Below are 21801 nucleotides of genomic sequence, written 5' to 3'. Positions count from 1 at the left end.
GCCTGGGCCGGGGCGCCGGAGCCGTCGTCGATGACGGCGAGCTCGGCGCCGACCTCGACGGTCTCGTCCTCGGCGACCTTGATGGAGGCCAGGATGCCGGAGACGGGCGACGGGATCTCGGTGTCGACCTTGTCGGTCGAGACCTCGAGCAGCGGCTCGTCGGCCTCGACGCGCTCGCCCTCGGCCTTCAGCCAGCGGGTGACAGTGCCCTCGGTGACGCTCTCACCGAGCGCCGGAAGGGTTACGGAAACCGACATGGTTTCTGTTGCTCCTAACGAAAGTGCGGAAGTGGTCGTCGCGCCCGTGACTGTGGATTAGTCGTGTGCGTGAAGCGGCTTGCCGGCCAGGGCCAGGTGGGCCTCGCCGAGGGCCTCGTTCTGGGTCGGGTGCGCGTGGATGAGCTGCGCGACCTCGGCAGGCAGGGCCTCCCAGTTGTAGATCAGCTGGGCTTCGCCGACCTGCTCGCCCATGCGGTCACCGACCATGTGGACGCCGACCACGGCACCGTCCTTGACCTGGACGAGCTTGATCTCGCCCGCGGTCTTCAGGATCTTGCTCTTGCCGTTGCCCGCCAGGTTGTACTTCAGGGCCACGACCTTGTCCGCCCCGTAGATCTCCTTGGCCTTGGCCTCGGTGATGCCGACGGAGGCGACCTCGGGGTGGCAGTAGGTGACGCGCGGGACACCGTCGTAGTCGATCGGGACCGGCTTGAGGCCGGCCAGACGCTCCGCGACGAGGATGCCCTCGGCGAAGCCGACGTGCGCGAGCTGGAGGGTCGGGACGAGGTCACCGACGGCCGAGATGGTCGGCACGTTGGTCTGCATGTACTCGTCGACCAGGACGTAGCCGCGGTCCATCGCGACGCCCTGCTCCTCGTAGCCCAGGCCCTGCGAGACGGGGCCGCGGCCGATGGCCACCAGCAGCACCTCGGCCTCGAAGGTCTTGCCGTCCGCGAGGGTGACGCGCACACCGGTCTCGGTGTACTCGGCCTTCTCGAAGAAGGTGCCGAGGTTGAACTTGATGCCGCGCTTGCGGAAGGCGCGCTCCAGGATCTTCGAGCTGTTCTCGTCCTCGACCGGGACGAGGTGCTTGAGGCCCTCGATGACCGTGACGTCGGTGCCGAAGGACTTCCACGCCGAGGCGAACTCGACGCCGATGACGCCGCCGCCCAGGATGATCGCGGACTCGGGCACGCGGTCCAGGACCAGCGCGTGGTCCGAGGAGATGATCCGGTTGCCGTCGATGTCCAGGCCCGGCAGCGACTTCGGCACGGAGCCGGTCGCCAGCAGGACGTGGCGGGCCTGGATGCGCTGCCCGTTCACGTCGACGGAAGTCGGGGAGGAGAGGCGTCCCTCACCCTCGATGTAGGTGACCTTGCGGGAGGCGACCAGCCCCTGCAGGCCCTTGTAGAGGCCGGAGATGACCTCGTCCTTGTACTTGTGCACACCGGCGATGTCGATGCCCTCGAAAGAGGTCTTGACACCGAACTGTCCGGCTTCGCGCGCCTGGTCCGCGACCTCGCCGGCGTGGAGCAGAGCCTTCGTGGGGATGCAGCCGTTGTGCAGGCAGGTGCCGCCGAGCTTGTTCTTCTCGATCAGCGCAACGTCGAGACCCAGCTGGGATGCGCGCAGAGCCGCGGCGTAACCGCCACTGCCACCGCCGAGGATCACTAGGTCGAAAACGGTGCTGGCGTCGTTCGCCACGTCACGTCCTCCATGCATGTGCGCCGAGCACCGGTCCTCTGTGACCGGGCGGCGGCTGGTAATCGGCCGCTTGTTTCTTCGGCCCTGTGGTGGGGGCCCTGTCCTGCCGAGAACCCATCTTCGCATTTGTCGGGGGAACGCGGGACGCCGGGCCCCGGGTGTGCACGGTCGTTCTGCCCGAAGTAGGGGTTACCGCGGCGTAGAAACCTACCGATCCTCAAGGTTTCTTCCAGAGCGAACGCGCCCCGGACCCGTGACCGGGTTCCGGGGCGCGTCGCGTCTCACAGGACGCGTCTCACGGGGTGGTGCGTCAGCCCAGGTCGCCCGTGGCGGTGCGCTCGGCCAGCCGCACCAGGGTGCGCACGGCCGAGCCGGTGCCGCCCTTGGGGGTGTAGCCGTACGGGGCGCCCTCGTGGAAGGCGGGACCGGCGATGTCGAGGTGGGCCCAGGTGATGCCCTCGCCGACGAACTCCTGGAGGAAGAGGCCGGCCACCAGACCGCCACCCATGCGGACACCCATGTTGGCGATGTCGGCGGTGGGGGAGTCCATGGTCTTGCGCAGGTCCTCGGGGAGCGGCATCGGCCAGGAGGCCTCGCCGACCTCCTCCGCGATCTCGTGGATCGAGGTGCGGAAGGCGTCGTCGTTGGCCATGATCCCGAAGGTCCGGTCGCCCAGGGCCAGCACCATGGCGCCGGTCAGGGTGGCGACGTCGACGATCGCGTCCGGGTTCTCCTCGGAGGCCCTGGTCAGGGCGTCGCCCAGGACCAGACGGCCCTCGGCGTCCGTGTTGAGGACCTCGACGGTCTTGCCGCTGTACATGCGCAGGACGTCGCCCGGCTTGGTGGCGGAGCCGGACGGCATGTTCTCGGCGAGCGCCAGCCAGCCGGTCACGTTGACCTGGAGGCCCAGCTTGGCGGCGGCCACGACGGCGGCGAAGACGGCGGCGGCGCCGGCCATGTCGCACTTCATGGTCTCGTTGTGACCGGCCGGCTTCAGGGAGATGCCGCCCGAGTCGTAGGTGATGCCCTTGCCGACGAAGGCGAGGGTCTTCTCCGCCTTGGCGTGGGTGTAGGAGAGCTTCACCAGGCGCGGCGGGTTCTCGGAGCCCTTGCCGACGCCCATGATGCCGCCGTAGCCGCCCTTGACCAGGGCCTTCTCGTCCAGGACCTGGACCTTGATGCCGTTCTCCTTCGCGGTCGCGGACGCGACGGCGGCGAAGGCCTCGGGGGTGAGGTCGTTCGGCGGGGTGTTGATCAGGTCGCGGGCGATGTTGACCTCGGTGGCGACCACGGTGGCGCGCTCGGCCGCGGCCTTGTGCTCCTTGTCGCGCGGCTTGGCGCCCAGCAGGGCGACCTCGGCCAGCGGCTGCTTGGGGCCGGAGCCCTTGGCGCCCTTCTTCTCGCCGCCCTGGTAGGCGGTGAAGGCGTACGCGCCCAGCAGCGCGCCCTCGGCCACGGCGGTGACGGCGGAGGCGTCGTCCAGGGGGAGGGCGAAGGCGGCCTTCTTCGTGCCGTGCAGGGCGCGGGCGGYGGCGCCGGCGGCGCGGCGCAGGGCCTCCTCGTCGAAGGACTCGTCCTGCTCGGGCGCGGTGCCCAGGCCGACCGCCAGCACGACCGGGACCTTGAGGCCGGCCGGCGCGGGCAGCTTGGTGGTCTCGCCTTCGCCGCCCGAGGCGCCGAGTGCGTCGAGCACGGTGGCGAGCTTTCCGTCGAACGCCTTGTCCACGGCCTCGGCGCCCGCGGCCACGACGAGCCCCTTGGGGCCCTTCGCCACGCCGACGACGAGGGCGTCGGCGCGCAGCGTCGCCGCGCCGGCAGTGCTGAGAGTCAGAGCAGTCACGGTGGTGAAGTCTCGCTTCCGTTTGTGTGTGTGGGCGCTGCGGACACGTCGGGATCTCCGGCCGCTCCGCAGCGATCGTATTCGGGCCCGGCGGCCGCCGGAAACGAGCCTACGCGCAGGTACTCGTCCGTACGTCACTCGAAGGTTTGTCAAGTTGTTCGATCAAAGGGCCATCAGGTTCACCCATCTGTGGACTCTGCTCCAGGTTTGCTCTTTAGACCTGACGAGGTCCGAGAGACTCGACCCACTCTCGCAAGGGGACGCGGGGTCCCTTTGCATGATTTCCACAGAGCCTCCCCGGCCCGGCCTTCCGCCTTGGGCCGCTGCCGAGGGACGCCTGCGGGGGGAAGGCCGAAATGGTCAACAAGAACCGGATGAACAGGGTCGCCGCGGCGATGGCCGCAGCAGCCCTGATGGCGGTCGCGGTACCCGCGGCGACCGCCCAGGCGGCGACCGTCGCACCGCGCATCGACCTGAAGGTGCTGGTCGTCGACGACGGCGGCGGCGCCGTCGAGGCGCTCACCGCCGAGCTCCGCGACACCGGAGTCCCGTACACCCGCGTCGACCTGAGCAGCGCGAGCCGCCCGGTGATCGACGCGGCGTTCCTCAGCGACACGGTCTCCGGCCGTCCGCGAGCGAAGTTCCAGGGGGTCATCCTGCCGAACGAGAACCCGTTCGGCGCGGGCTCGGCCGAGCTCGCCGCGCTCACCGCGTACGAGACGGCGTACGGGATCCGCCAGGTCGACGCCTACACCTGGGCGCACCCCGAGGTCGGCCTGGAGTACACGGACAACGGCGGTTACGGCGGCACGCTCGACGGCACCCAGGCCGCCGTCACCACCGCGGGGAAGGCGGGTCCCTTCGGGTACCTGCAGGGTCAGGTCGCCTTCGAGGACAACTCTCCGCTCATCATGGAGAGCTACGGCTTCATGGCGAAGCCGCGCGCCGGCTACACCAGTTACCTGGACGCCCCCGTCCCCGGCGGCACCGGGCGGGCCTCGCTCCTCGGCGAGTACACCCACGACGGTCGCAGCGAACTGGTCGCCACCTTCGCCTACAACCAGTACCAGCAGCAGTTCCGGCTGCTGGCCCGGGGCATCGTCGAGTGGCTCACCCAGGGCGTCCACCTCGGCCAGGAGCGCAACTACTTCGCGGTCCACGTCGACGACGTCTTCGCCCCGGACGCCCGCTGGGACAAGGCCCTCGACTGCACGCCCGGCGACTACGCCTGCGCGGGCGGCGAGGGCAAGGAGAGCACCATCCGCATGACCGCCGCCGACGCCCAGTACGCGGCGCAGTGGCAGACGAGCAAGAACTTCAAGCTCGACATGCTCTTCAACGCCGGCGCCGGGGAGGAGTGGAAGACCGAGAACGGGGGCACCGACGCCCTGACCGCGCAACTGGTCGCGGACCGGGCCAAGTACCGGTGGATGAACCACACCTACACGCACCTCTTCCTCGGCTGCACCCAGGACACCTCCACCATCCCCTGGACCTGCACGAAGAACGCCCAGGGCGCGACGAACTGGATGAGCCGGGCCGACATCTCCGCCCAGATCCGCGACAACAACAACTGGGCCGCCTCGCACGGCATCACCACCGACCGGACCGAGATCGTCACCGGCGAGCACTCCGGTCTCAAGACCCTCCCCCAGCAGCCCACGGACAACCCCAACCTGGCGGGCGCCTTCGCCGACAACGGCGTGAAGTGGGCCGGCAGCGACAACTCCCGCGAATCCGCGCAGCGTGCCGCCGGAGCCGCCCTGACCGTCCCGCGCTACCCGATGAACGTGTACTACAACACGGGCACCAACGCCGAGATGGCCGACGAGTACAACTGGATCTACACCAGCCGGGCCGACGGCGGCAGCGGCCTCTGCGAGGACAACCCGGCGACCTCCACCTGTCTGCCGGCCCCGCTCGACGTCAACACCGGCTACCAGGACTACATCGTCCCGGCCGAGGCCCGGACCGCCCTGCGCCACGTGCTCGCCAACGACCCGAAGCCGCACTACGTCCACCAGTCCAACCTGGCCGAGGACCGCACCCTGTACCCGGTGCTGAACCAGGTCCTCGACACCTACCGCGCGCTGTACGCGACCAGCGCGCCGATCGTCAACCAGAGCATGAAGGACACCGGGGTCGAGCTGAGCCGCCGCGCCGCCTGGGACAAGGCGGTCGCCAACAACCAGGTCACCGCCTACCGCATCGGCAAGGACGTCACCGTCAAGGCGCCCTCGGGCGTGGTCGCCCCGGTCACCGCGCCCAACGGGACCAAGAAGCAGCTCCTGCTCGGCACGGCGGACTTCGGCACCGCCTACGCCGGCACCCGTTCCGCCTGGACGTCTCCCGACCTGCTCCAGTCGGCGGTCACCCTGAAGCTCGCCTGACCCGCGCCACCGCCTCGTCCGGCCGAGCGGCCCGCCGCCGCTCGGCCGCAGTCCTGCGCGCGTGAACCGAAGGGGGCGCGCCGGCCCGGAGCCGGCCGGAGCGCCCCCGGAGGCGAACCGAGCACAAGAGAATTCAGTCCTGGGGGGACACACCGCATGAGCCATGGGCGTCATGTCACCATGCTCACAGAAGGCACCTATCCACACGTCCACGGGGGCGTCAGCACCTGGTGCGACCAGCTCGTCCGCGGCATGCCGGAGGTCGACTTCAACGTCATAGCCCTGACCGGCTCCGGACGTGAGCCGGTCACCTGGGAACTGCCGCGCAACGTCTACCGGCACACCTCCTTCCCGCTCTGGGGCCCGCCGCCCTCCCGGACCCGCCGGTCCGCGCTGCGGGGCAAGGCCCACCGCCGTTTCGCCGCCCTCTACGAGACCTTCCTGCTCTCGCTGATCGACCCCGCACACGGCGGTTTCTCCGAGGCCCTCGGCGAGTTCGCCCGCCTCGCCCGGGCCGGCCGCCTCACCCCGGCCCTGCGCTCCGAGTCGGTGCTCCGCCTCCTGATGGACGTCTGGACCCGCCCCGGCCTGGTCACCGCCCAGGCCGAACCCACCATCCACGACGCGCTCACCGCCACCGACCTGCTGGAACACGCCCTGCGCCCGCTGTCCGTGCGGATCCCGCCCGACAGCGTCGCCCACGCCGTGAGCAGCGGCCTCGCGACCCTCCCGGCCCTCGCCGCCAAACGCCTCGACCAGGTGCCGTTCCTCCTCACCGAGCACGGCATCTACCTGCGCGAGCGCTACCTCGGCTACCGCACCGCCGCCCAGCGCTGGCCCGTCAAGGCCCTGATGCTGGGCTTCTACCGGGAGCTGAACTCCGAGGGGTACCGGCAGGCCGACCTGATCACCCCCGTCAACCAGTACAACCGCCGCTGGGAGGAGCGCGGGGGCGCCGACGCCGAGCGGATCCGCACCGTCTACAACGGCGTCGATCCGCACGCCTTCCCCGAGGCCGGGCCCGAACCCGAGGTCCCCACCCTCAGCTGGTGCGGCCGCATCGACCCGATCAAGGACCTCGAAACCCTCATCCGCGCCTACGCGTTCATGCGCCGGGAACTGCCCGCCCTGCGCCTGCGCCTCTTCGGGCCGGTCCCGGCGGGCTGCGAGGAGTACCGGCTCCGCCTGGAGAAGCTCGCCGCCGAACTCGGCGTCGGCGACGGGATCAGCTACGAGGGCCGCATCGCCGAGGTCGCCAAGGCGTACGCGGCGGGCAGCGTCGTGATGCTCTCGTCCATCAGCGAGGGCTTCCCCTTCAGCATCATCGAGGCCATGTCCTGCGGGCGCACCACCGTCTCCACGGACGTCGGGGGCGTCCGCGAGGCCGTCGGGGACACCGGGCTCGTCGTCCCGCCCCGCGAACCCGAGACCATGGCCCGCGCCACCCTGGCCCTGCTGCGCGACGACGAACGCCGGGCCGAACTCGGCCGGTTGTCCCGCCGACGGGTCGTCGAGAAGTTCACCCTCCACCAGTCCGTCGACGGCTTCCGGCACATCTACCGGGAACTCGCCGGGCAGCCCGTCCTGCCCGTCCGCGCCGGCGACGACTGGACCCAGCGGCTCGCGGACCCCTGGTACCGCGAACTCGCAGCGGACGGGAGCCTGTGGTGAGCGGATCGCTCTGGCTCAGGCCCCCCGGACCGGAGGGCGGCTGGGTCCACGTCGGCCACGCCGCCGCCGCGGGCCGCGGGAGCGGCGGTCCCGGCGCGGGGGCCGGCCGCACCGACACCCTCCCCGCCGTCCCCCGGCCCCGGCGCACCGGGCCGGGGGCGGCGGCCGCCGCCGATCCCATGGACGAACTCGCCGACCGCCTCGGCGCGTTCATCGCCGCCGCCGTGCACCCCGACGAGATCGCCGCCGTCCTCGAATCCGACGGCATGAACGACGAGTACATCCGCCTGACCTACGGCCGCCACGACTCCTTCGCCCTCGCCGAGGAGCTCTACGCCCGCGTCCCGCGCTCCTTCCCGGAACCGGACGAGGTCGGCGACCCCTGGAAGGTCTCCCTCACCGCCTGCCTGCTCCGCGGGGTGATCTTCGTCCTGCCCGGTCTCGCCTACGTCCTGGGCGCCCCCCTCCTCGAAGGCCCCCCGGACCGGCTCGGACTGCCCGCCGGCACCCTGACCCTGCTCGCCGGGGCCCTCATCGGCTGGGTCTGGGACCAGACCCTGTCCCACCGCGCCTACTCCTGGCTCGGCCTCGGCGACCGGGCCGCCGCCCGGCGGACCCTGCTCGCCGGAGCCCCCGCCGGGGCGCTGCTGGGCACCGCCGCCGCGCTCGCCGTCCCCGGCGGCCCGCCGTTCTCGTACGGCTTCGCCGCCGGCCAGGCCCTGTACGTCGGGGCCGCCACCGTCCTGCTGGTGCTCGGCCGCGAGCGGGCGCTGCTCGCCGCGCTCGGCCCGATGGCCGCGGGGGCGGTGCTGTCCCTCTTCACGGACCTGCCCGTGCCGCTTCGGGTGGCCCTGCTCGCCGTGTCCCTGCTGGCCGCCTGCACGCTCGCCCTGCGCGAACTCCCGGTCGAACGGGGCGTACGGGCCGCCGTGCGCCGGGTCCGCGACCGGCTCCGGCGCCGGCCCGGCGAACGGGGCCCGGTGCGCTGGCGGATGCTGCGCGGCGCCGAGGAGGACCACGCCCGGCACGGCCCCCGGATCGGGGACTCGGTGCCCTACGGGGTCTTCGGCCTCGGCACCGGCCTGCTCGTGCTGTACGCCGCGCTGGGAGAGGTGCTCTCCGGCGGCCCCGCCGAGGCGGTCGCCGCGCCCTCCGCGGTGGCCCTCACCCTCAGCATGGGCCCCGCCGAGTGGCTGCTGCACCGCTTCCGCAGCGGCAGCCTCGCCGGGCTGCGGGCCGCCCGCTCGCCCCGGGCGTTCCGGCGCAGGATGCTCTCCACCCTGGCCGGCTGCCTGGCCGTCTACCTGGTGGTGCTGCTCGCCCTCGGCGTCACGGGAACCCTGCTGTGGCCGGACGCCCCCGGCCTGAGCTGGATCCGCGTCGCGACCCTGCTGCTCCTGGGCGCCGTGATGTGGACCGGACTGCTCCTGCAGTCCTTCGGCGCCGTCCGGCCCGCGGCCGTGGTCTGCGCCTGCGCCGCCGTCGCCCAGAGCGTGGCCCTGCTCGCCGGGGTGGGCCAGCCCCGGCTGGTGCAGCTCGTCGTGGCGGGCGGCGCCGCGGCGGCCCTGGCCGTCCTGGTGTGCCTGCTCCTCGGCAGGGCCACGGCCCACCGGTGAGCGCCGATCACGTGTCCGCGTACGAGGAGAAGGACCCCATGCTGCTGGTGCCGCTCTACGAGCATCCCGCCGACCGGCCCGAGGACTGGGAGCTGCTCATCCGCTCCGCGGGCCGGCTCCACTCCGTGGTGCTCAATCCCGACAGCGGTCCGGGCCGGGCCCCCGACGAACGGTTCGCCGACGTCTGCGCCCGGCTGCGGGACGCCGGCGTGGCCGTCCTCGGCTACGTCGACACGGACTACGGGCGCCGCCCGCACGCGGAGGTGGTCCAGGACCTGCTGCGCCACCGCGACTGGTACGCCACCGACGGGGCCTTCCTCGACCAGGCCGCCGCCGATCCCGGGCTGCTGCCCCACTACGGACGGCTCGCCGTCGCGGCCCGTGCCGCGGGGGCCCGTACGCTCGTCCTGAACCACGGCGTCCACCCGCACCCCGGGTACGTCGAACTCGCCGACCTGCTCGTCACCTTCGAGGGACCCTGGGACGCCTACCGCGACGCGGCGGCGGCGCCGCCCGCCTGGACCGCCGACCACCCGGCCCGGACCTTCTGCCACCTCGTGTACGCGGTCCCGCCGGGCGCGCCCGCCGCGGAGCTCGCGGCGGTGCGCCGGGCCGGAGTGCACTGCGCGGTCCCCGGCACCGGCGCGCACCCCTGGGGGACCCTCCCGAACGCCCTGGAGGCAGCCGGATGAAGCGTTTCACCACCGGGCTCGCGGTCATCGCCGCCGGCGCCCTGCTCGTGCTCACCGGATGCTCCTCCGAACCCGACGACGAGGAGACCCCGGAACCGGGGCCCACCCCCTCCACGGCCGTCACCCCGGTCCCCTCCCCGGCGCCGGGGGGCCGCTGGCAGCCGCTGCCCGGGACGGCCTGGCAGTGGCAGCTCAGCGGCGGACTCGACGCCTCCGTGGACGTGCCCGTGTACGACATCGACGGGTTCCTCACCTCCAAGGAGGAGGTGGCCGGCCTGAAGAAGGCCGGCCGCCGCACCATCTGTTACATCTCCACCGGCGCCTGGGAGGACTTCCGCCCCGACTCCGGGGACTTCCCGAAGGACATGCTCGGCGAGGGCAACGGCTGGAAGGGTGAGCGGTGGATCGACGTCCGGCGGCTGGCCGACGTCGAGCGGCTGATGGCCAAGCGCTTCGACATGTGCCGCGACAAGGGCTTCGACGCCGTCGAACCGGACAACATGGACGCCTATCACAACGACTCCGGCTTCCCGGTGACCGCCGAGGACCAGCTGAAGTTCAACCGGATGATCGCGAAGCTCGCCCACGACCGGGGACTGGCCGTGGGACTCAAGAACGACCTCGACCAGATCCCGCAGCTTCTCGGCGACTACGACTTCGCGGTCAACGAGCAGTGCGCCCAGTACCGGGAGTGCGACGAGCTGACCCCGTTCATCCGGGCGGGCAAGGCCGTCTTCCACGTCGAGTACGAACTGTCCACGGACGAGTTCTGCGCACGCTCGCGGCAGTTGAAGCTCAGCTCGCTGCAGAAGAAGCTCGAACTGGGCCCCTGGAGGAAGTCCTGTTAGCGCCGGGTCAGGCCACCGGCAGGATCGCGTGCACCCGGTAACCGCCCCCGAAGCGGGGGCCGGTGAAGCAGGAGCCGCCCAGGGCGCCCGCCCGCTCCCGCATGCCGAGCAGGCCGTGCCCGCCGCCCGGGTCCGTCGGCGCGGGGGCGGAGTCGGCCGAGTCCCCGCCGTCGTCCAGCACGGTCACCTCCACCGAGGCGCCCACCCGCACCACGCTGACCTCGGCCTTCGCTCCCGGGCCGGCGTGCTTGCGGACATTGGTCAGCGCTTCCTGGATCACCCGGTACGCCGCCAGGTCCACGGCGGCCGGCAGCGGTTCGGCGTCCGCCCCCACCTGCATGAGCACGCGTACGGGCAGTCCGGCGTGCCGGAAGGTGTCGAGCAGTTCGTCCAGCAGGGCCAGCCCCGGAGCCGGTTCCGTCGGCGCCTCCGGATCGCCCGACTGCCGCAGCAGCCCCACCGTGGCGCGCAGCTCGTTCAGGGCGGAGCGGCTCGCGTCCCGTACGTGGGCCAGGGCCTCCTTCGCCTGGTCGGGCCGCTTGTCCATGACGTGCGCGGCCACCCCCGCCTGCACGTTGACCAGGGCGATGTGGTGGGCCACCACGTCGTGCAGGTCCCGGGCGATGCGCAGCCGCTCCTCGGCGACCCGTCGCCGGGCCTCCTCCTCGCGGGTCCGCTCGGCCCGCTCCGCCCGTTCCCGTATGGCGTCGATGAACGCCCTGCGGCTGCGCACCGCGTCCCCGGCGGCCGCGGCCATCCCGGTCCAGGCGAAGATGCCGATGTTCTCCTGCGCGTACCAGGGCAGCGGCCCGGCGAGCATCGCCACCCCGGTCAGCCCGGCCATCGTCACGAGCCCGATCCGCCAGGTGGTCGGCCGGTCGGTGCGGGAGGCCACCGTGTACAGGGCGATCACCGCGGACATCGCGACGGGCGCCCGCGGCTCCCCGGTGCTCAGCTCCAGCAGCGAGACCCCGCAGGTGACGGCCAGTACGGTCCAGGGCCTGCGGCGGCGCAGCACCAGTGCCGCCGAGCCGATCAGCATCAGCAGCAGGGAGAACGGTTCGGGCGTGCGGGTCCCGAAGGTGGGCCCGTGCGGTCCRTGCGGATCGGCGAAGGACCCGACGACCATGCAGACGAACGCCCCGAACGCGAGCACGGCGTCGGTGGCGAGCGGGTGCGCCCGCATCCACTGCCGGGTGGGGGCGAAGGGCCCGAGGTCTGTCGTCACCCCGATACGGTACGGCCTCCCGGCCGCAGGGCACCGGGCTCCCGAGCCGAAGGGGCGCGCCGCCGTGAGCCCGGCATCGGCGCCCCGGAGGCGAGGGTGCCCCTAGAGGACGGGCGGCGGCCTGCGGACGACCGGGGCGCGGGAGCGGGCGGGTCCCCACTTCGCGCGGACCGTGCACACGGCCATCACGGCGGCGATGGCCGCCAGGTGCTCCTTGCCCGCCAGGTTGTCCTTGAACAGCACCTCGCCGATCATCACGAGGATCACCAGCGACCCGGTGAAGTACGCCCGGTAGCGCCAGCAGACGTAGATCGCGAGGCCCACCACGGCGGCGGACGGGCCGGTGTCGTTGACGATCCGGTCGGACAGCGGCAGGCCGAAGGGGTGGTCGGGGCCCAGGGAGAGCCCGATCCGGGCGTAGGTGGTTCCGGCGAGGGTGGCGATGTAGCCGATCAGCAGGGTGCGCCACCAGCCGATGCAGATCTCCGAGATCCCGAACACCAGCAGGATCTGGGCGAGGGCCCCCCACACCGGCAGGTCGAGGGCGGGCACGAACAGTGACAGCGGCGTGCGCAGCACGGCGAGCCACAGGGGGTCGACGGCCTTGACGGACCCCAGGTCCTGGACGGGCTGGAAGCCCCACGACGTGTTCTGCACGACCTGGAAGACGGAGGTCAGGCAGACGGCGCCGATGGTCATCGGGATCGCGCGCCACTTGTCGCGGACGAGCGCGTTCCGGATGGTCCAGAACATGGGGCCCCACTCCCGGCGGGGGAACCGCCGTAGTGGGGCCGTCGACCACGACGTCAACGAATCGTCTCCAGATGTCTGCGGTGCAGCCACTTCGGCAGGCCGGGCGCCTCCAGGAAGCCCTCGGCCCGGCCCGCCGCGACACCGATGCGCAGCAGGTCGGAACTCTTCTCGAAGAGCATGAACCGCGGCTCCCAGATCGGCCGGTATTTGGCGTTGGCCCGGTAGAGGGACTCGATCTGCCACCAACGGGAGAAGAAGCTCAGCAGGGAGCGCCACATGCGCAGCACCGGACCCGCGCCGAGCTTGGACCCCCGCTCGAAGACGGAACGGAACATCGCGAAGTTCAGTGAGACCTGTGTGACGCCGATCTCCTTCGCGCGTTCCAGGAGTTCGATGACCATGAACTCCATCAGGCCGTTCTCGGAGTCCCGGTCACGGCGCATCAGGTCGAGCGACAGGCCCTTGGGGCCCCACGGCACGAAGGACAGCACGGCCCGCAGGTCGCCGTTGCCGTCGGTGCACTCCAGCATCACGCACTGGCCGTCGTCGGGATCGCCGAGGCGGCCCAGGGCCATGGAGAAGCCGCGCTCGGTCGCGCCGTCGCGCCAGTCGTCGGCCCTCTTGAGGAGGACGTCCATCTCCTCCGCCGGGATGTCGGCGTGGCGGCGGATGCGGACCGTGTACCCGGCCCGCTTGACCCGGTTGAAGGCCTGCCGGACGGTCCGCATCGCGCGGCCCTCCAGCGTGAACTCGTCGGTTTCCACGATGGCCTCGTCGCCGAGCTCCAGGGCGTCCAGGCCGTGCCGCGCGTAGATCTGTCCGGCCTCCTCGCTGGCGCCCATCACGGCCGGCACCCAGCCGTGCTCGCGGGCCTCGGCCAGCCACGGCTCGATCGCCCCCGGCCACGCCTCGGGGTCGCCGATGGGGTCGCCGGAGGCCAGCGAGACCCCGCCGACGACGCGGTAGGTGACGGCGGCCTTGCCGGTGGGGGACCAGATCACGGACTTCTCGCGGCGCAGCGCGAAGTAGCCGAGCGAGTCGCGGTCACCCTGCTTGGCGAGCAGCGCCCGCAGCCGCTCCTCGTCCTCGGGGGTGAGCGGGTCGACGGCGCGGCGCGAGCGGAAGGCCGCGAACAGCACCGCGAGCAGCAGCAGCATCGACATCACGTTGATGAAGACGTCCACCCAGGCGGGCGTGGCGATCGCGTTGTACGCCTTGTCGTCGGGCGCGAGCGTGATCAGCCGCATCACGCCGTACCGCCAGCGGGCCAGGAACGTCGCGTCGGCGCGGTCCGGGTCCGTATTGGTGGCGCCCACCAGCAGGGCGGCGACCAGCGAGGTCAGCAGCAGGCCGACGGCGGCGACGGCGGTGGCCAGCTTCGGGTTCGAGCGGTCGCCCTTGGCGTAGAACTCGTGGCGGCCCACCAGCAGCGCGCCGACGAAGGCGGCCGTCAGGGCGAGCGAGACCCAGTTCTGCGCGTGGTCGCGGAACTCCGGGTAGCACAGGTTGAATTCGCCGCTCGTGCACGGGGCGAACGCGGCGACCGCGAAGGCCAGCAGCAGCATGCCGCTGACCACCAGGTTCAGGATCCACGCGGCCCGCTTGCGGCGGCCCATGGTCACCGCGAGCAGCATCGAGAACAGGCCGGACGCGAACCCGGCCGTCAGCAGGTACGGGGTGTAGAAGTCGGCGGTGTTGTGCCTGCGCAGGTCCTGCCCGAGCGAAAGCCACACCGCGCTGAGGAAGTTCACGAAGGTGACGGCCCGCAGGTACCAGACCGCGAAGGCGGCGCTGCGCCTCGACGATGCGCTCCCTCTGCGGCTCTCGGCCTTCGCGGCGGGCTCGCCGCCGGACTCCTTCTTGTTGTTGGAACCCTTGCCGGAGGCCTGATCCAGGCTCCGGTCGGTGTCTACGCTGGTCAAGCGGACCTCTCCCATGAAAAGCGATGATATGGGGCGTCACCGTCCACAGGCAGTGCAAGCACTGCGGACTGGTCAGGCCCGTAGTGCCCGGTGTCTCAGTCCGTCGGCTGTTCCACAGCCGCCCGCTCCGGCAGTTCCGCCGCGAGTGCGGCGGCCGCCTGGACCAGGGGGAGTGCCAGCAAGGCCCCGGTTCCTTCTCCCACTGTGACGCCGTGGTCGAGCACGGGGTTGAGTGCCATCCGGTCCAGGGCCTTGGCCTGGCCCGGTTCCCCGCTGGTCTGTCCGGCCAGCCACCAGTCCGGGGAGCGGAAGGCGGCCCGCTGGGCCACCAGTCCGCAGGCCGCCGAGACGACCCCGTCGAGGATGACCGGCGTACGGCGCACCGCGCACTGGAGCAGGAAGCCGGTGATCGCGGCGACGTCCGCGCCGCCGACCGCCGCCAGCAGTGCCATCTGGTCGCCGAGGACCGGGCGGGCCCGGCGCAGCGAGTCCCTGACGGCGGCGCACTTGCGCATCCAGGCCAGGTCGTCGATCGGCACCCCGCCGCGGCCGGTGACCACGGACGCGTCCGTTCCGCAGAGCGCGGCGACCAGCACCGCCGCCACGGTGGTGGCGCCCACGCCGATGTCGCCGAGGACGACCAGGTCCGTACCGGAGTCGGCCTCCTCGTCGGCGATCCGGATGCCCAGGCGCAGTGCGGCCTCGGCCTCCTGCGCCGTCAGCGCGTCCTCCACGTCGATCCGGCCGCTGCCGCGCCGTACGCGGTGCCGGGTCACGTCCTCGGGCAGCAGCCCGGGGTCGCAGTCCAGCCCGGCGTCCACGACGCGCACGCCCGCGCCGAGCCGCCCCGCCAGGATGGAGACCGGGCTGGTCCCCTCCAGAACGGAACGGACCAGCTCGTGGGTGCTGCCCGCGGCCCGCGCCGAGACGCCCTGGGCGGCGATCCCGTGGTCGGCGGCGAACAGCACGACGCGCGGCCGCTCGATCGGCTTCACCGGGACCTGCCCCTGTGCGGCGGCCAGCCATTCGGCGAGGTCGTCGAGCCGTCCCAGCGCGCCGGGCGGCACGGCCAGCCGCTCACGGCGATCCTCGGCATCACGCCGGACGCCCCCGTCGGGGCGTTCGATCAGATCGGAGAAGTCGTCGAGATTCAGCGTGGTCATCTGCCAGAGACTACAGCCGGTCAGGCCCTCCCTCAGGGGCGCTCCCGCCGATCCCCCGGCGGGCCGTCACCCGGGCTGCTCCTTGAGGGCGAGCGGCTGCCCCGCCACCACGAGCAGGACGTGCTCGCACTCGCCCGCCACCGCGTTGTTGAGGCGGCCCAGCTCGTCGCGGAACCGCCGTCCCGCCGCGGTCGCGGGGACCACGCCGGCGCCCACCTCGTTGCTGACGAGCACCACCCGGCGGCGCGTCGCGCGGACCGCCGCCACGAGGTCGGCCATCCGTTCGCGCAGCTCCTTCTGGCCGCCCGCCGCCCAAACCGAGTCGTCCCAGGCGCCGGCCCGGTCCATGGCGTCGGTGAGCCACAGCGCGAGGCAGTCGATCAGCAGAGGGGGGCCGGACCGCTCCAGCAGTGGAGCCAGCTCGCAGGTCTCCACCGTCCGCCATCCGGCCGGACGCCGCTCGCGGTGCAGGCCGACGCGCTGGGCCCACTCCGCGTCGCCGTCGCGGGTGCCGCCGGTGGCGACGTAGACCACCTCCGGGAAGGACTCCAGCCGCCGTTCCGCCTCGAAGGACTTGCCCGAGCGGGCACCGCCCAGCACCAGGGTGCGGCGCGGTACGTCCGGCACCGCGTGGTAGTCGCCCGCCCTCACCGTGGTGCCGTCGGGCACCACGCGGGCACCGGCGGCCGCGCACCGGCGTTCCAGTTCCCGGCCCGGCGGGGTGTCGTGGTCCACGTGCACGGCGATCACGTCGGTGGCCGGGCCGACGGCGCCGCTCGCGCGCAGCCGTGCCAGGGCCTCGGGGCGGCCGAGCACGTCCGCGAAGACCACGTCGTACGCGCGCCGCGCCGTCGTCCCGTCGGTGCCGGCCGGCGCCCCGCCGGGCGGCAGGTACAGCAGCCGGCTCCCGTCCGGGCCGGTGACCTCGTACCCGGTGCCCGGCGCGTCCATCGGCACCGCCCGCACCCGGTGCCCGCTGATCACCGCGAGCTCCCGCCCGTCCGGCACCCGGCCCGCGGTGGGCAGTCCGGGCGGCAGCTCGACGGGCGGCCCGTCGTGCGGGTGCGTCAGCAGCACCTGCCGTACGCCGGCCAGCGAATGCCCCGCGCGGGCCCCGGCCAGCACCGCCCCGGGCGTCAGGTCCAGCAGCAGCGCACCGTCCACGAGGACGGCGGTCGCGGCGCGGGCGAGCGTGCCCACGGAGACCGCGCAGGCGGCGCAGGGACAGCCGGGGCGGGGCAGTCCTTCAGGGGTACCGGTGCCGAGCAAGGTGAGTTCCACACAGAGATCCTCCCGCGTCGCCGGTACTGGTGCGCGTCCGGTTACTCTGCGGGCACACTCATGCCGAGAAGTGTGAGATCGCGTGCGAGCAACGGAGGCGGACATGGTGTGGACGTGGCGGTTCGAGAAGGCCGACGGCGCCGAGACGACCCCGGCGGTGGAACCGGAGGAGTTCACCACCCAGGGGGACGCCGAATCCTGGATCGGCGAGGTCTGGAAGGAGCTCCTCGACGGAGGCGCGGACCGGGTCACCCTCTTCGAGGACGACACGGAGATCTACAAGATGAGCCTCAGCGCGGCCGCCGAGGCGTGACCCGCCGGGCGGGCCCGGGACGGCCCGGGGGCCGTCCCGGGCCCGTCGGCGTTCGAGGCGGGGTGCGGGTGCGGGGCGCGGACGGGGTCTAGCCCCGGACCCCGCACAGGTGCAGGAGCGCCGCCACCGACCGGTAGGGGTCGGTCCGTCCGGCGCGTTCCTCGGCGGCGAGCAGCGCTTCGAGTTCCTCGTCCGGCGGGAGTTCCGCGTCGGCCTCGGTGCCGTCGGTGAAGACCCGTACGCCGTACCAGGTGGAGAGCGGCGCGCCGATGCCGGACAGGGTGGCCGTCAGATCGGCCAGCCGGTCGGCGCGCACGTCAAGACCGAGCCGGTTCGTGTAGTCGACGGTGTCGAAGGCCGCGAGCGCCCCGGACCAGTCCCCGGCCAGCCCCGGCCGCAGCGCGAGGGCGTCACCGTTGCGCACCAGCAGGGACAGCAGGCCGCCCGGCGCCAGCATGCGGGCCAGCCCGGCGAGCATGGCGTCGGCCTCGGGGACGTACATCAGCACCCCGTGGCACAGCACCACGTCGAAGCTGCCCGGCACGAAGTGGGCGCCCGTCTCGCGGCCGTCGCCCTCTAACAGCTGGACGCGGTCGCGGATCCCGGCCGGCTCGGCGGCCAGCGCCGCGTGCGCGACCGCCAGCATGTCGGGGTCCTGCTCCAGGCCGGTGACCTTGTGGCCGGCGCGGGCGAGGCGCAGGGCCTGAGTGCCCTGGCCCATGCCGACGTCGAGGACGCGCAGCCGCTGCCCGACGGGGAAGCGGTGCGTGATCTGTTCCTCGACCTGCCGGCCCACGAGCTCCTGCCGGACCGCGTTGCGCAGTCCGCCCAGGCCTTCGAGCCAGAGCCGGGCCCCCTGTGCGAAGTCCTCGCTCAGGGCCGTTCCCCGCGCTTGACCTGCGGCTTGGGCAGGCGCAGCCGGCGCATCTGGAGGGTGCGCATCAGGCCGTACGCGATCGCGCCGCGGCGCGGCTCGTTCGCGAAGCGCTCGTTCAGCGCCTTGCGGAGGCGGAACGCGAGGCCGATGGAGTCGAGGATGATCAGGACGATCACGCCGAGCCACAGCATCAGCGAGATGCTCTGGATCTGGTTCACCCGGATCATGCTCATCACCAGGATGATCACTGCCAGCGGCAGGAACATCTCGGCGACCGAGAAGCGGGAGTCCACGAAGTCGCGGACGAAGCGGCGGACGGGACCCTTGTCACGGGCGGGCAGGTACCGCTCGTCGCCGTTGGCCAGCGCCTCGCGCTGCCTGGCCATCTCTTCCCGGCGGCGTTCACGGGCTCGCTTGGCGTCCTCCTTGCGGTTGCCGGTCGAGGCCACCACGGCCTTGCGCTGCGACTGGGCCACAGCACGCTTCGGCGTCGGGCGGCCCTTCGGGGCCTGCGGGTCACGGGGCTGCGAGAGGTCGGCGCTCGCCTTGTCGGCGGCGGCGGCCTTCTCTTCCTTGGAGGAGCGGCTACCAAACACAAAACCCAAGCGTACGTGGTCGGGGCCACGGGCCCCACCTCCGCGGGGAACGATCCGGCAACGGCGGGCGTCTTCCCAGTGCGGGGGTTCCGCCGGTCTCGGGGATCACCTACTCCTTACGCCTGACACGGCGCCGGGGTACTCGTCCTGGAGGAGGAGCGCATCCGTACTCGAACAGTGCGGTAATGGAGACAGGGCCCGTACTGTGGGTCCTGTCGGTGACCTGGAGCACAGTCCGTCTAGAAGGGGGCGCGCGAAGCCCATGAGCGGTGTCATGAAGCGTATGGGGATGATCTTCCGCGCGAAGGCGAACAAGGCCCTTGACCGGGCCGAGGACCCGCGCGAGACCCTCGACTACTCGTACCAGAAGCAGCTGGAGCTGCTGCAGAAGGTGCGCCGCGGGGTCGCCGACGTGGCGACCTCCCGCAAGCGCCTGGAGCTGCAGCTCAACCAGCTCCAGGGTCAGTCCGCCAAGCTGGAGGACCAGGGCCGCAAGGCCCTCGCCCTGGGCCGCGAGGACCTGGCGCGCGAGGCGCTGTCCCGCCGCGCCTCGCTCCAGCAGCAGGTCAGCGACCTGGAGGTGCAGCACCAGACCCTGCAGGGCGAGGAGGAGAAGCTGACGCTCGCCGCCCAGCGCCTGCAGGCCAAGGTGGACGCCTTCCGGACGAAGAAGGAGACCATCAAGGCCACCTACACGGCCGCGCAGGCGCAGACCCGCATCGCGGAGTCCTTCTCCGGCATCTCGGAGGAGATGAGCGACGTCGGTCTGGCGATCCAGCGGGCCGAGGACAAGACCGCCCAGCTCCAGGCCCGCGCCGGTGCGATCGACGAGCTGCTGGCCTCCGGCGCCCTCGACGACCAGAGCGGTCTCGGTTCCAAGGACGACATCCAGGCCGAGCTGGACCGCCTCTCCGGCGGCACGGACGTGGAGCTGGAGCTCCAGCGGATGAAGGCCGAGCTGGCGGGCGGCCCGTCGGCGCACCAGCAGGCCATCGAGGGCGGCGCCCCCGGCACGGGCCAGCCGTCGCAGACCCAGCACCGGTTCGACAAGCAGTAGGACAGGGGCCCGTCATGATTGTCCGCATCATGGGGGAGGGGCAGGCGAGGCTGGCCGACAGCCACTTCGCCGAGCTCAATGCGCTGGACGACGAGCTGCTCGCGGAGATGGAAGCGGGCGACGAGGAGGGCTTCCGGCGCACGCTGGGGTCGCTGCTCGACGCCGTCCGCCGACTGGGAACGCCGCTCCCCGATGACGCGCTGGAGCCGTCCGAGCTGATCCTGCCCGCGCCCGACGCCTCGCTGGACGAGGTCAGGGAGATGCTCGGCGACGACGGCCTGATCCCGGGCTGACGCGCCGCCGCCCGCCGCACCCAGGTCACCCGGCGGGCGGGACACCGATGGCCACAGGGCCCGCACCCGTACTTCACGGGGGCGGGCCCCGCTGCACGGAGCGGGCCCCGCTGCACGGAGCGGGCCCTGCCGCACGGAGCGGGCCCTGCCGCACGCAGCAGGCCCTTCGTCGTCAGTCCGGGGTGCCGCCGATGAACTCCTCGAACTTGCGGCGCGGCCGGGCCCAGCGCCGGTCGTGGTGGAAGGCCCGCAGTCCCGCCCTGGCCCGCGCGCGCGGGCGGTTCGCGTAGAACCTCTTCGCGTACGGGGACCCGGGCCGGGCCAGGCGCACCGCGCCGATCAGCGCCACGAAGGGGATCACCGTCCCGAACACCGCCGTGCGGGGCTTGCCCTTCCAGAGGGCGACCAGGGCCAGGAAGAAGTTCATGGCGGTGTTCATGACCACGAGGCCCCGGCTGTGCCGCTCGTCGGGGGTCAGTTCGTTGACCCCGAAGGGCAGGAAGCCGCCCAGCACCAGCGCGACCACCGCGGCCGTCAGGACCACGACCTCCACGCTCTTGCGGCCCTGCTCGCTCCAGTAGACGTCGTCGAGGTGCAGGATCAGTGCGAACTCGTCCAGGACCAGCCCGGCCCCGAGCCCGAAGAGCACGGCCGAGAGGCCCGCGCCGAAACTGTGCTGGCCGCTGCCGACCGCGCCGAATCCGCCGATGATCACGAGGACCACCCCCGGGACCACGTGGTGGACGTGCAGCCCGCCCGGGGTGATGTTCTTGAAGGGCCCCCGGCCGGCCCGGATCAGCCGCGTGATCACCCGGGTGACCAGGAACGACAGCACGAAGGACAGCAGGGCGAGCAGGAGCGGCAGCTTGCCCGGCTCGACGATGTTCCGGTACCACCAGTGACCCACGACACCTGCTTCCCTTTTGGCGCGTATTGAGCAATTTACCGCCGACTCCGAAGGGGTAGCGTTCGCGCCGATGACAGATTCGTTCGATGATCCACCACCGGCGCCGCCCTCCGAGCGCGCCTCCTTCCGGGACGGGATCCGCTTCGCGTTCGGCACGCTGACCGTGCTGCCCGCGCGGATCACCCGCTGGGACCGGCCCGCCGCCCGCACCGGCATGGCGTGCGCGCCGCTGGTCGGCCTCGTCGTCGGCCTGCTCGCCGCCGTGCCCGGCAGCCTGCTGCTCCTCCTCGGGGGCGGCCCGCTGCTCGCCGCGGCCGTCACCGTCGCCGTCCCGGCCGCCCTGACCCGCGGGCTGCACCTCGACGGCCTCGCCGACACGGCCGACGGCCTGGGCAGCGCCAAGCCCGCCGAGGACGCCCTGCGGATCATGAAGCAGTCCGACATCGGCCCCTTCGGCGTCATCTGCCTCCTCATCGTGTTCCTGGTGCAGGTCGCCGCGCTGGCCGACCTCTACACCGACGGCTGGGCCCACGGCGCCCTCGCCGCCGTGCTCGCCRCCGTCACCGCCCGGCTCGCCATGACCCTGGCCTCCCGCGCCGGCGTCCCCGCCGCCCGGCCCGAGGGCCTGGGCGCGGCCGTCGCCGGCGTCGT

At 72.5% G+C, this 21801-nt stretch carries 20 protein-coding genes; 9 read left to right on the top strand and 11 right to left on the bottom strand.

The genetic code is table 11. From position 1 onward, the window contains the following. From AB4039_RS35850 to AB4039_RS35840, 3 genes are all read right to left on the bottom strand, one after another. Positions 1-257 (bottom strand): biotin/lipoyl-containing protein (locus AB4039_RS35850; protein WP_442272723.1); only part of this gene is annotated, 257 nt, incomplete at its 3' end. A 57-nt stretch (positions 258-314) separates the two neighbouring features. After that, a complete protein-coding gene (gene lpdA, locus AB4039_RS35845) occupies positions 315-1703 on the bottom strand; it encodes a dihydrolipoyl dehydrogenase (RefSeq protein WP_266838656.1) in 1389 nt (462 codons plus the stop codon). Positions 1704-2013: 310 nt separating this feature from the next. After that, positions 2014-3543, bottom strand: a complete 1530-nt coding sequence (locus tag AB4039_RS35840) for a leucyl aminopeptidase (protein WP_442272722.1) — start codon at positions 3541-3543, stop codon at positions 2014-2016. A 356-nt stretch (positions 3544-3899) separates the two neighbouring features. Here AB4039_RS35840 and AB4039_RS35835 point away from each other — a divergent pair, with 356 nt between their 5' ends. The 5 genes from AB4039_RS35835 to AB4039_RS35815 all read left to right on the top strand — a co-directional run bounded on the left by AB4039_RS35835 (position 3900) and on the right by AB4039_RS35815 (position 10760). Then, on the top strand, positions 3900-5933 hold the full coding sequence (locus tag AB4039_RS35835; protein ID WP_266838654.1) for a hypothetical protein: 2034 nt from the start codon (positions 3900-3902) through the stop codon (positions 5931-5933). Between the two features lie 156 nt (positions 5934-6089). After that, a complete protein-coding gene (gene pelF, locus AB4039_RS35830; RefSeq protein ID WP_266838653.1) occupies positions 6090-7604 on the top strand; it encodes a GT4 family glycosyltransferase PelF in 1515 nt (504 codons plus the stop codon). Further along, positions 7601-9220, top strand: coding sequence for a hypothetical protein (locus AB4039_RS35825; protein WP_442272721.1), 1620 nt, complete (start codon positions 7601-7603; stop codon positions 9218-9220). The genes pelF and AB4039_RS35825 overlap by 4 nt, the downstream gene beginning before the upstream one ends. Before the next feature lie 38 nt (positions 9221-9258). Further along, positions 9259-9912 (top strand): spherulation-specific family 4 protein, encoded by a 654-nt coding sequence (locus tag AB4039_RS35820; RefSeq protein ID WP_266841588.1) that lies wholly within the window; start codon positions 9259-9261, stop codon positions 9910-9912. Beyond that, entirely contained in the window at positions 9909-10760 is an 852-nt protein-coding gene (locus AB4039_RS35815; RefSeq protein ID WP_266838651.1) for an endo alpha-1,4 polygalactosaminidase, read from the top strand. The genes AB4039_RS35820 and AB4039_RS35815 overlap by 4 nt, the downstream gene beginning before the upstream one ends. A 7-nt stretch (positions 10761-10767) precedes the next feature. On the opposite strand, the gene AB4039_RS35810 is transcribed toward AB4039_RS35815, so the two are convergent. The 5 genes from AB4039_RS35810 to AB4039_RS35790 all read right to left on the bottom strand — a co-directional run bounded on the left by AB4039_RS35810 (position 10768) and on the right by AB4039_RS35790 (position 17107). Continuing rightward, a complete protein-coding gene (locus AB4039_RS35810; RefSeq protein WP_266841587.1) occupies positions 10768-11946 on the bottom strand; it encodes a histidine kinase in 1179 nt (392 codons plus the stop codon). Between the two features lie 144 nt (positions 11947-12090). Further along, complete coding sequence (locus AB4039_RS35805) at positions 12091-12741, bottom strand: hypothetical protein (RefSeq protein ID WP_266838650.1); 651 nt, start codon at positions 12739-12741, stop codon at positions 12091-12093. Positions 12742-12794: 53 nt separating this feature from the next. Then, positions 12795-14678, bottom strand: coding sequence for a phosphatidylglycerol lysyltransferase domain-containing protein (locus AB4039_RS35800; RefSeq protein ID WP_442272720.1), 1884 nt, complete (start codon positions 14676-14678; stop codon positions 12795-12797). A gap of 80 nt (positions 14679-14758) precedes the next feature. Further along, the gene (gene cobT / locus AB4039_RS35795) at positions 14759-15826 is read right to left on the bottom strand and encodes a nicotinate-nucleotide--dimethylbenzimidazole phosphoribosyltransferase (RefSeq protein ID WP_266838648.1); all 1068 of its coding nucleotides are present in this window, start codon (positions 15824-15826) and stop codon (positions 14759-14761) included. A 66-nt stretch (positions 15827-15892) separates the two neighbouring features. Further along, positions 15893-17107, bottom strand: a complete 1215-nt coding sequence (locus AB4039_RS35790) for a bifunctional adenosylcobinamide kinase/adenosylcobinamide-phosphate guanylyltransferase (RefSeq protein WP_266838647.1) — start codon at positions 17105-17107, stop codon at positions 15893-15895. Between the two features lie 103 nt (positions 17108-17210). Here AB4039_RS35790 and AB4039_RS35785 point away from each other — a divergent pair, with 103 nt between their 5' ends. After that, on the top strand, positions 17211-17420 hold the full coding sequence (locus AB4039_RS35785; RefSeq protein WP_266841586.1) for a hypothetical protein: 210 nt from the start codon (positions 17211-17213) through the stop codon (positions 17418-17420). Positions 17421-17508: 88 nt separating this feature from the next. Here AB4039_RS35785 and AB4039_RS35780 read toward each other — a convergent pair whose 3' ends face one another. Both AB4039_RS35780 and AB4039_RS35775 read right to left on the bottom strand, forming a co-directional pair. Further along, a complete protein-coding gene (locus AB4039_RS35780; RefSeq protein ID WP_266838646.1) occupies positions 17509-18216 on the bottom strand; it encodes a class I SAM-dependent methyltransferase in 708 nt (235 codons plus the stop codon). 77 nt (positions 18217-18293) lie between these two features. After that, positions 18294-18902, bottom strand: a complete 609-nt coding sequence (locus AB4039_RS35775) for a DUF3043 domain-containing protein (protein ID WP_442272719.1) — start codon at positions 18900-18902, stop codon at positions 18294-18296. A 253-nt stretch (positions 18903-19155) separates the two neighbouring features. Between AB4039_RS35775 and AB4039_RS35770 the strand changes: the two genes are divergently transcribed. Beyond that, positions 19156-19950 (top strand): PspA/IM30 family protein, encoded by a 795-nt coding sequence (locus AB4039_RS35770; protein ID WP_266838644.1) that lies wholly within the window; start codon positions 19156-19158, stop codon positions 19948-19950. Positions 19951-19964: 14 nt separating this feature from the next. Then, a complete protein-coding gene (pspAA, locus tag AB4039_RS35765) occupies positions 19965-20243 on the top strand; it encodes a PspA-associated protein PspAA (protein ID WP_266838643.1) in 279 nt (92 codons plus the stop codon). Positions 20244-20415: 172 nt separating this feature from the next. On the opposite strand, the gene AB4039_RS35760 is transcribed toward pspAA, so the two are convergent. After that, the gene (locus AB4039_RS35760) at positions 20416-21150 is read right to left on the bottom strand and encodes a hypothetical protein (protein WP_266838642.1); all 735 of its coding nucleotides are present in this window, start codon (positions 21148-21150) and stop codon (positions 20416-20418) included. 70 nt (positions 21151-21220) lie between these two features. Between AB4039_RS35760 and AB4039_RS35755 the strand changes: the two genes are divergently transcribed. Next, the coding region (locus tag AB4039_RS35755) for an adenosylcobinamide-GDP ribazoletransferase (protein WP_442272718.1) at positions 21221-21801 on the top strand (581 nt) is incomplete at its 3' end.

The organism is Streptomyces sp. M-16 (genome assembly GCF_052114405.1).
Taxonomy (GTDB): domain Bacteria; phylum Actinomycetota; class Actinomycetes; order Streptomycetales; family Streptomycetaceae; genus Streptomyces.
Note: the sequence above shows the minus strand (reverse complement) of the source record. Positions and strands in the feature narration are given on the sequence as shown.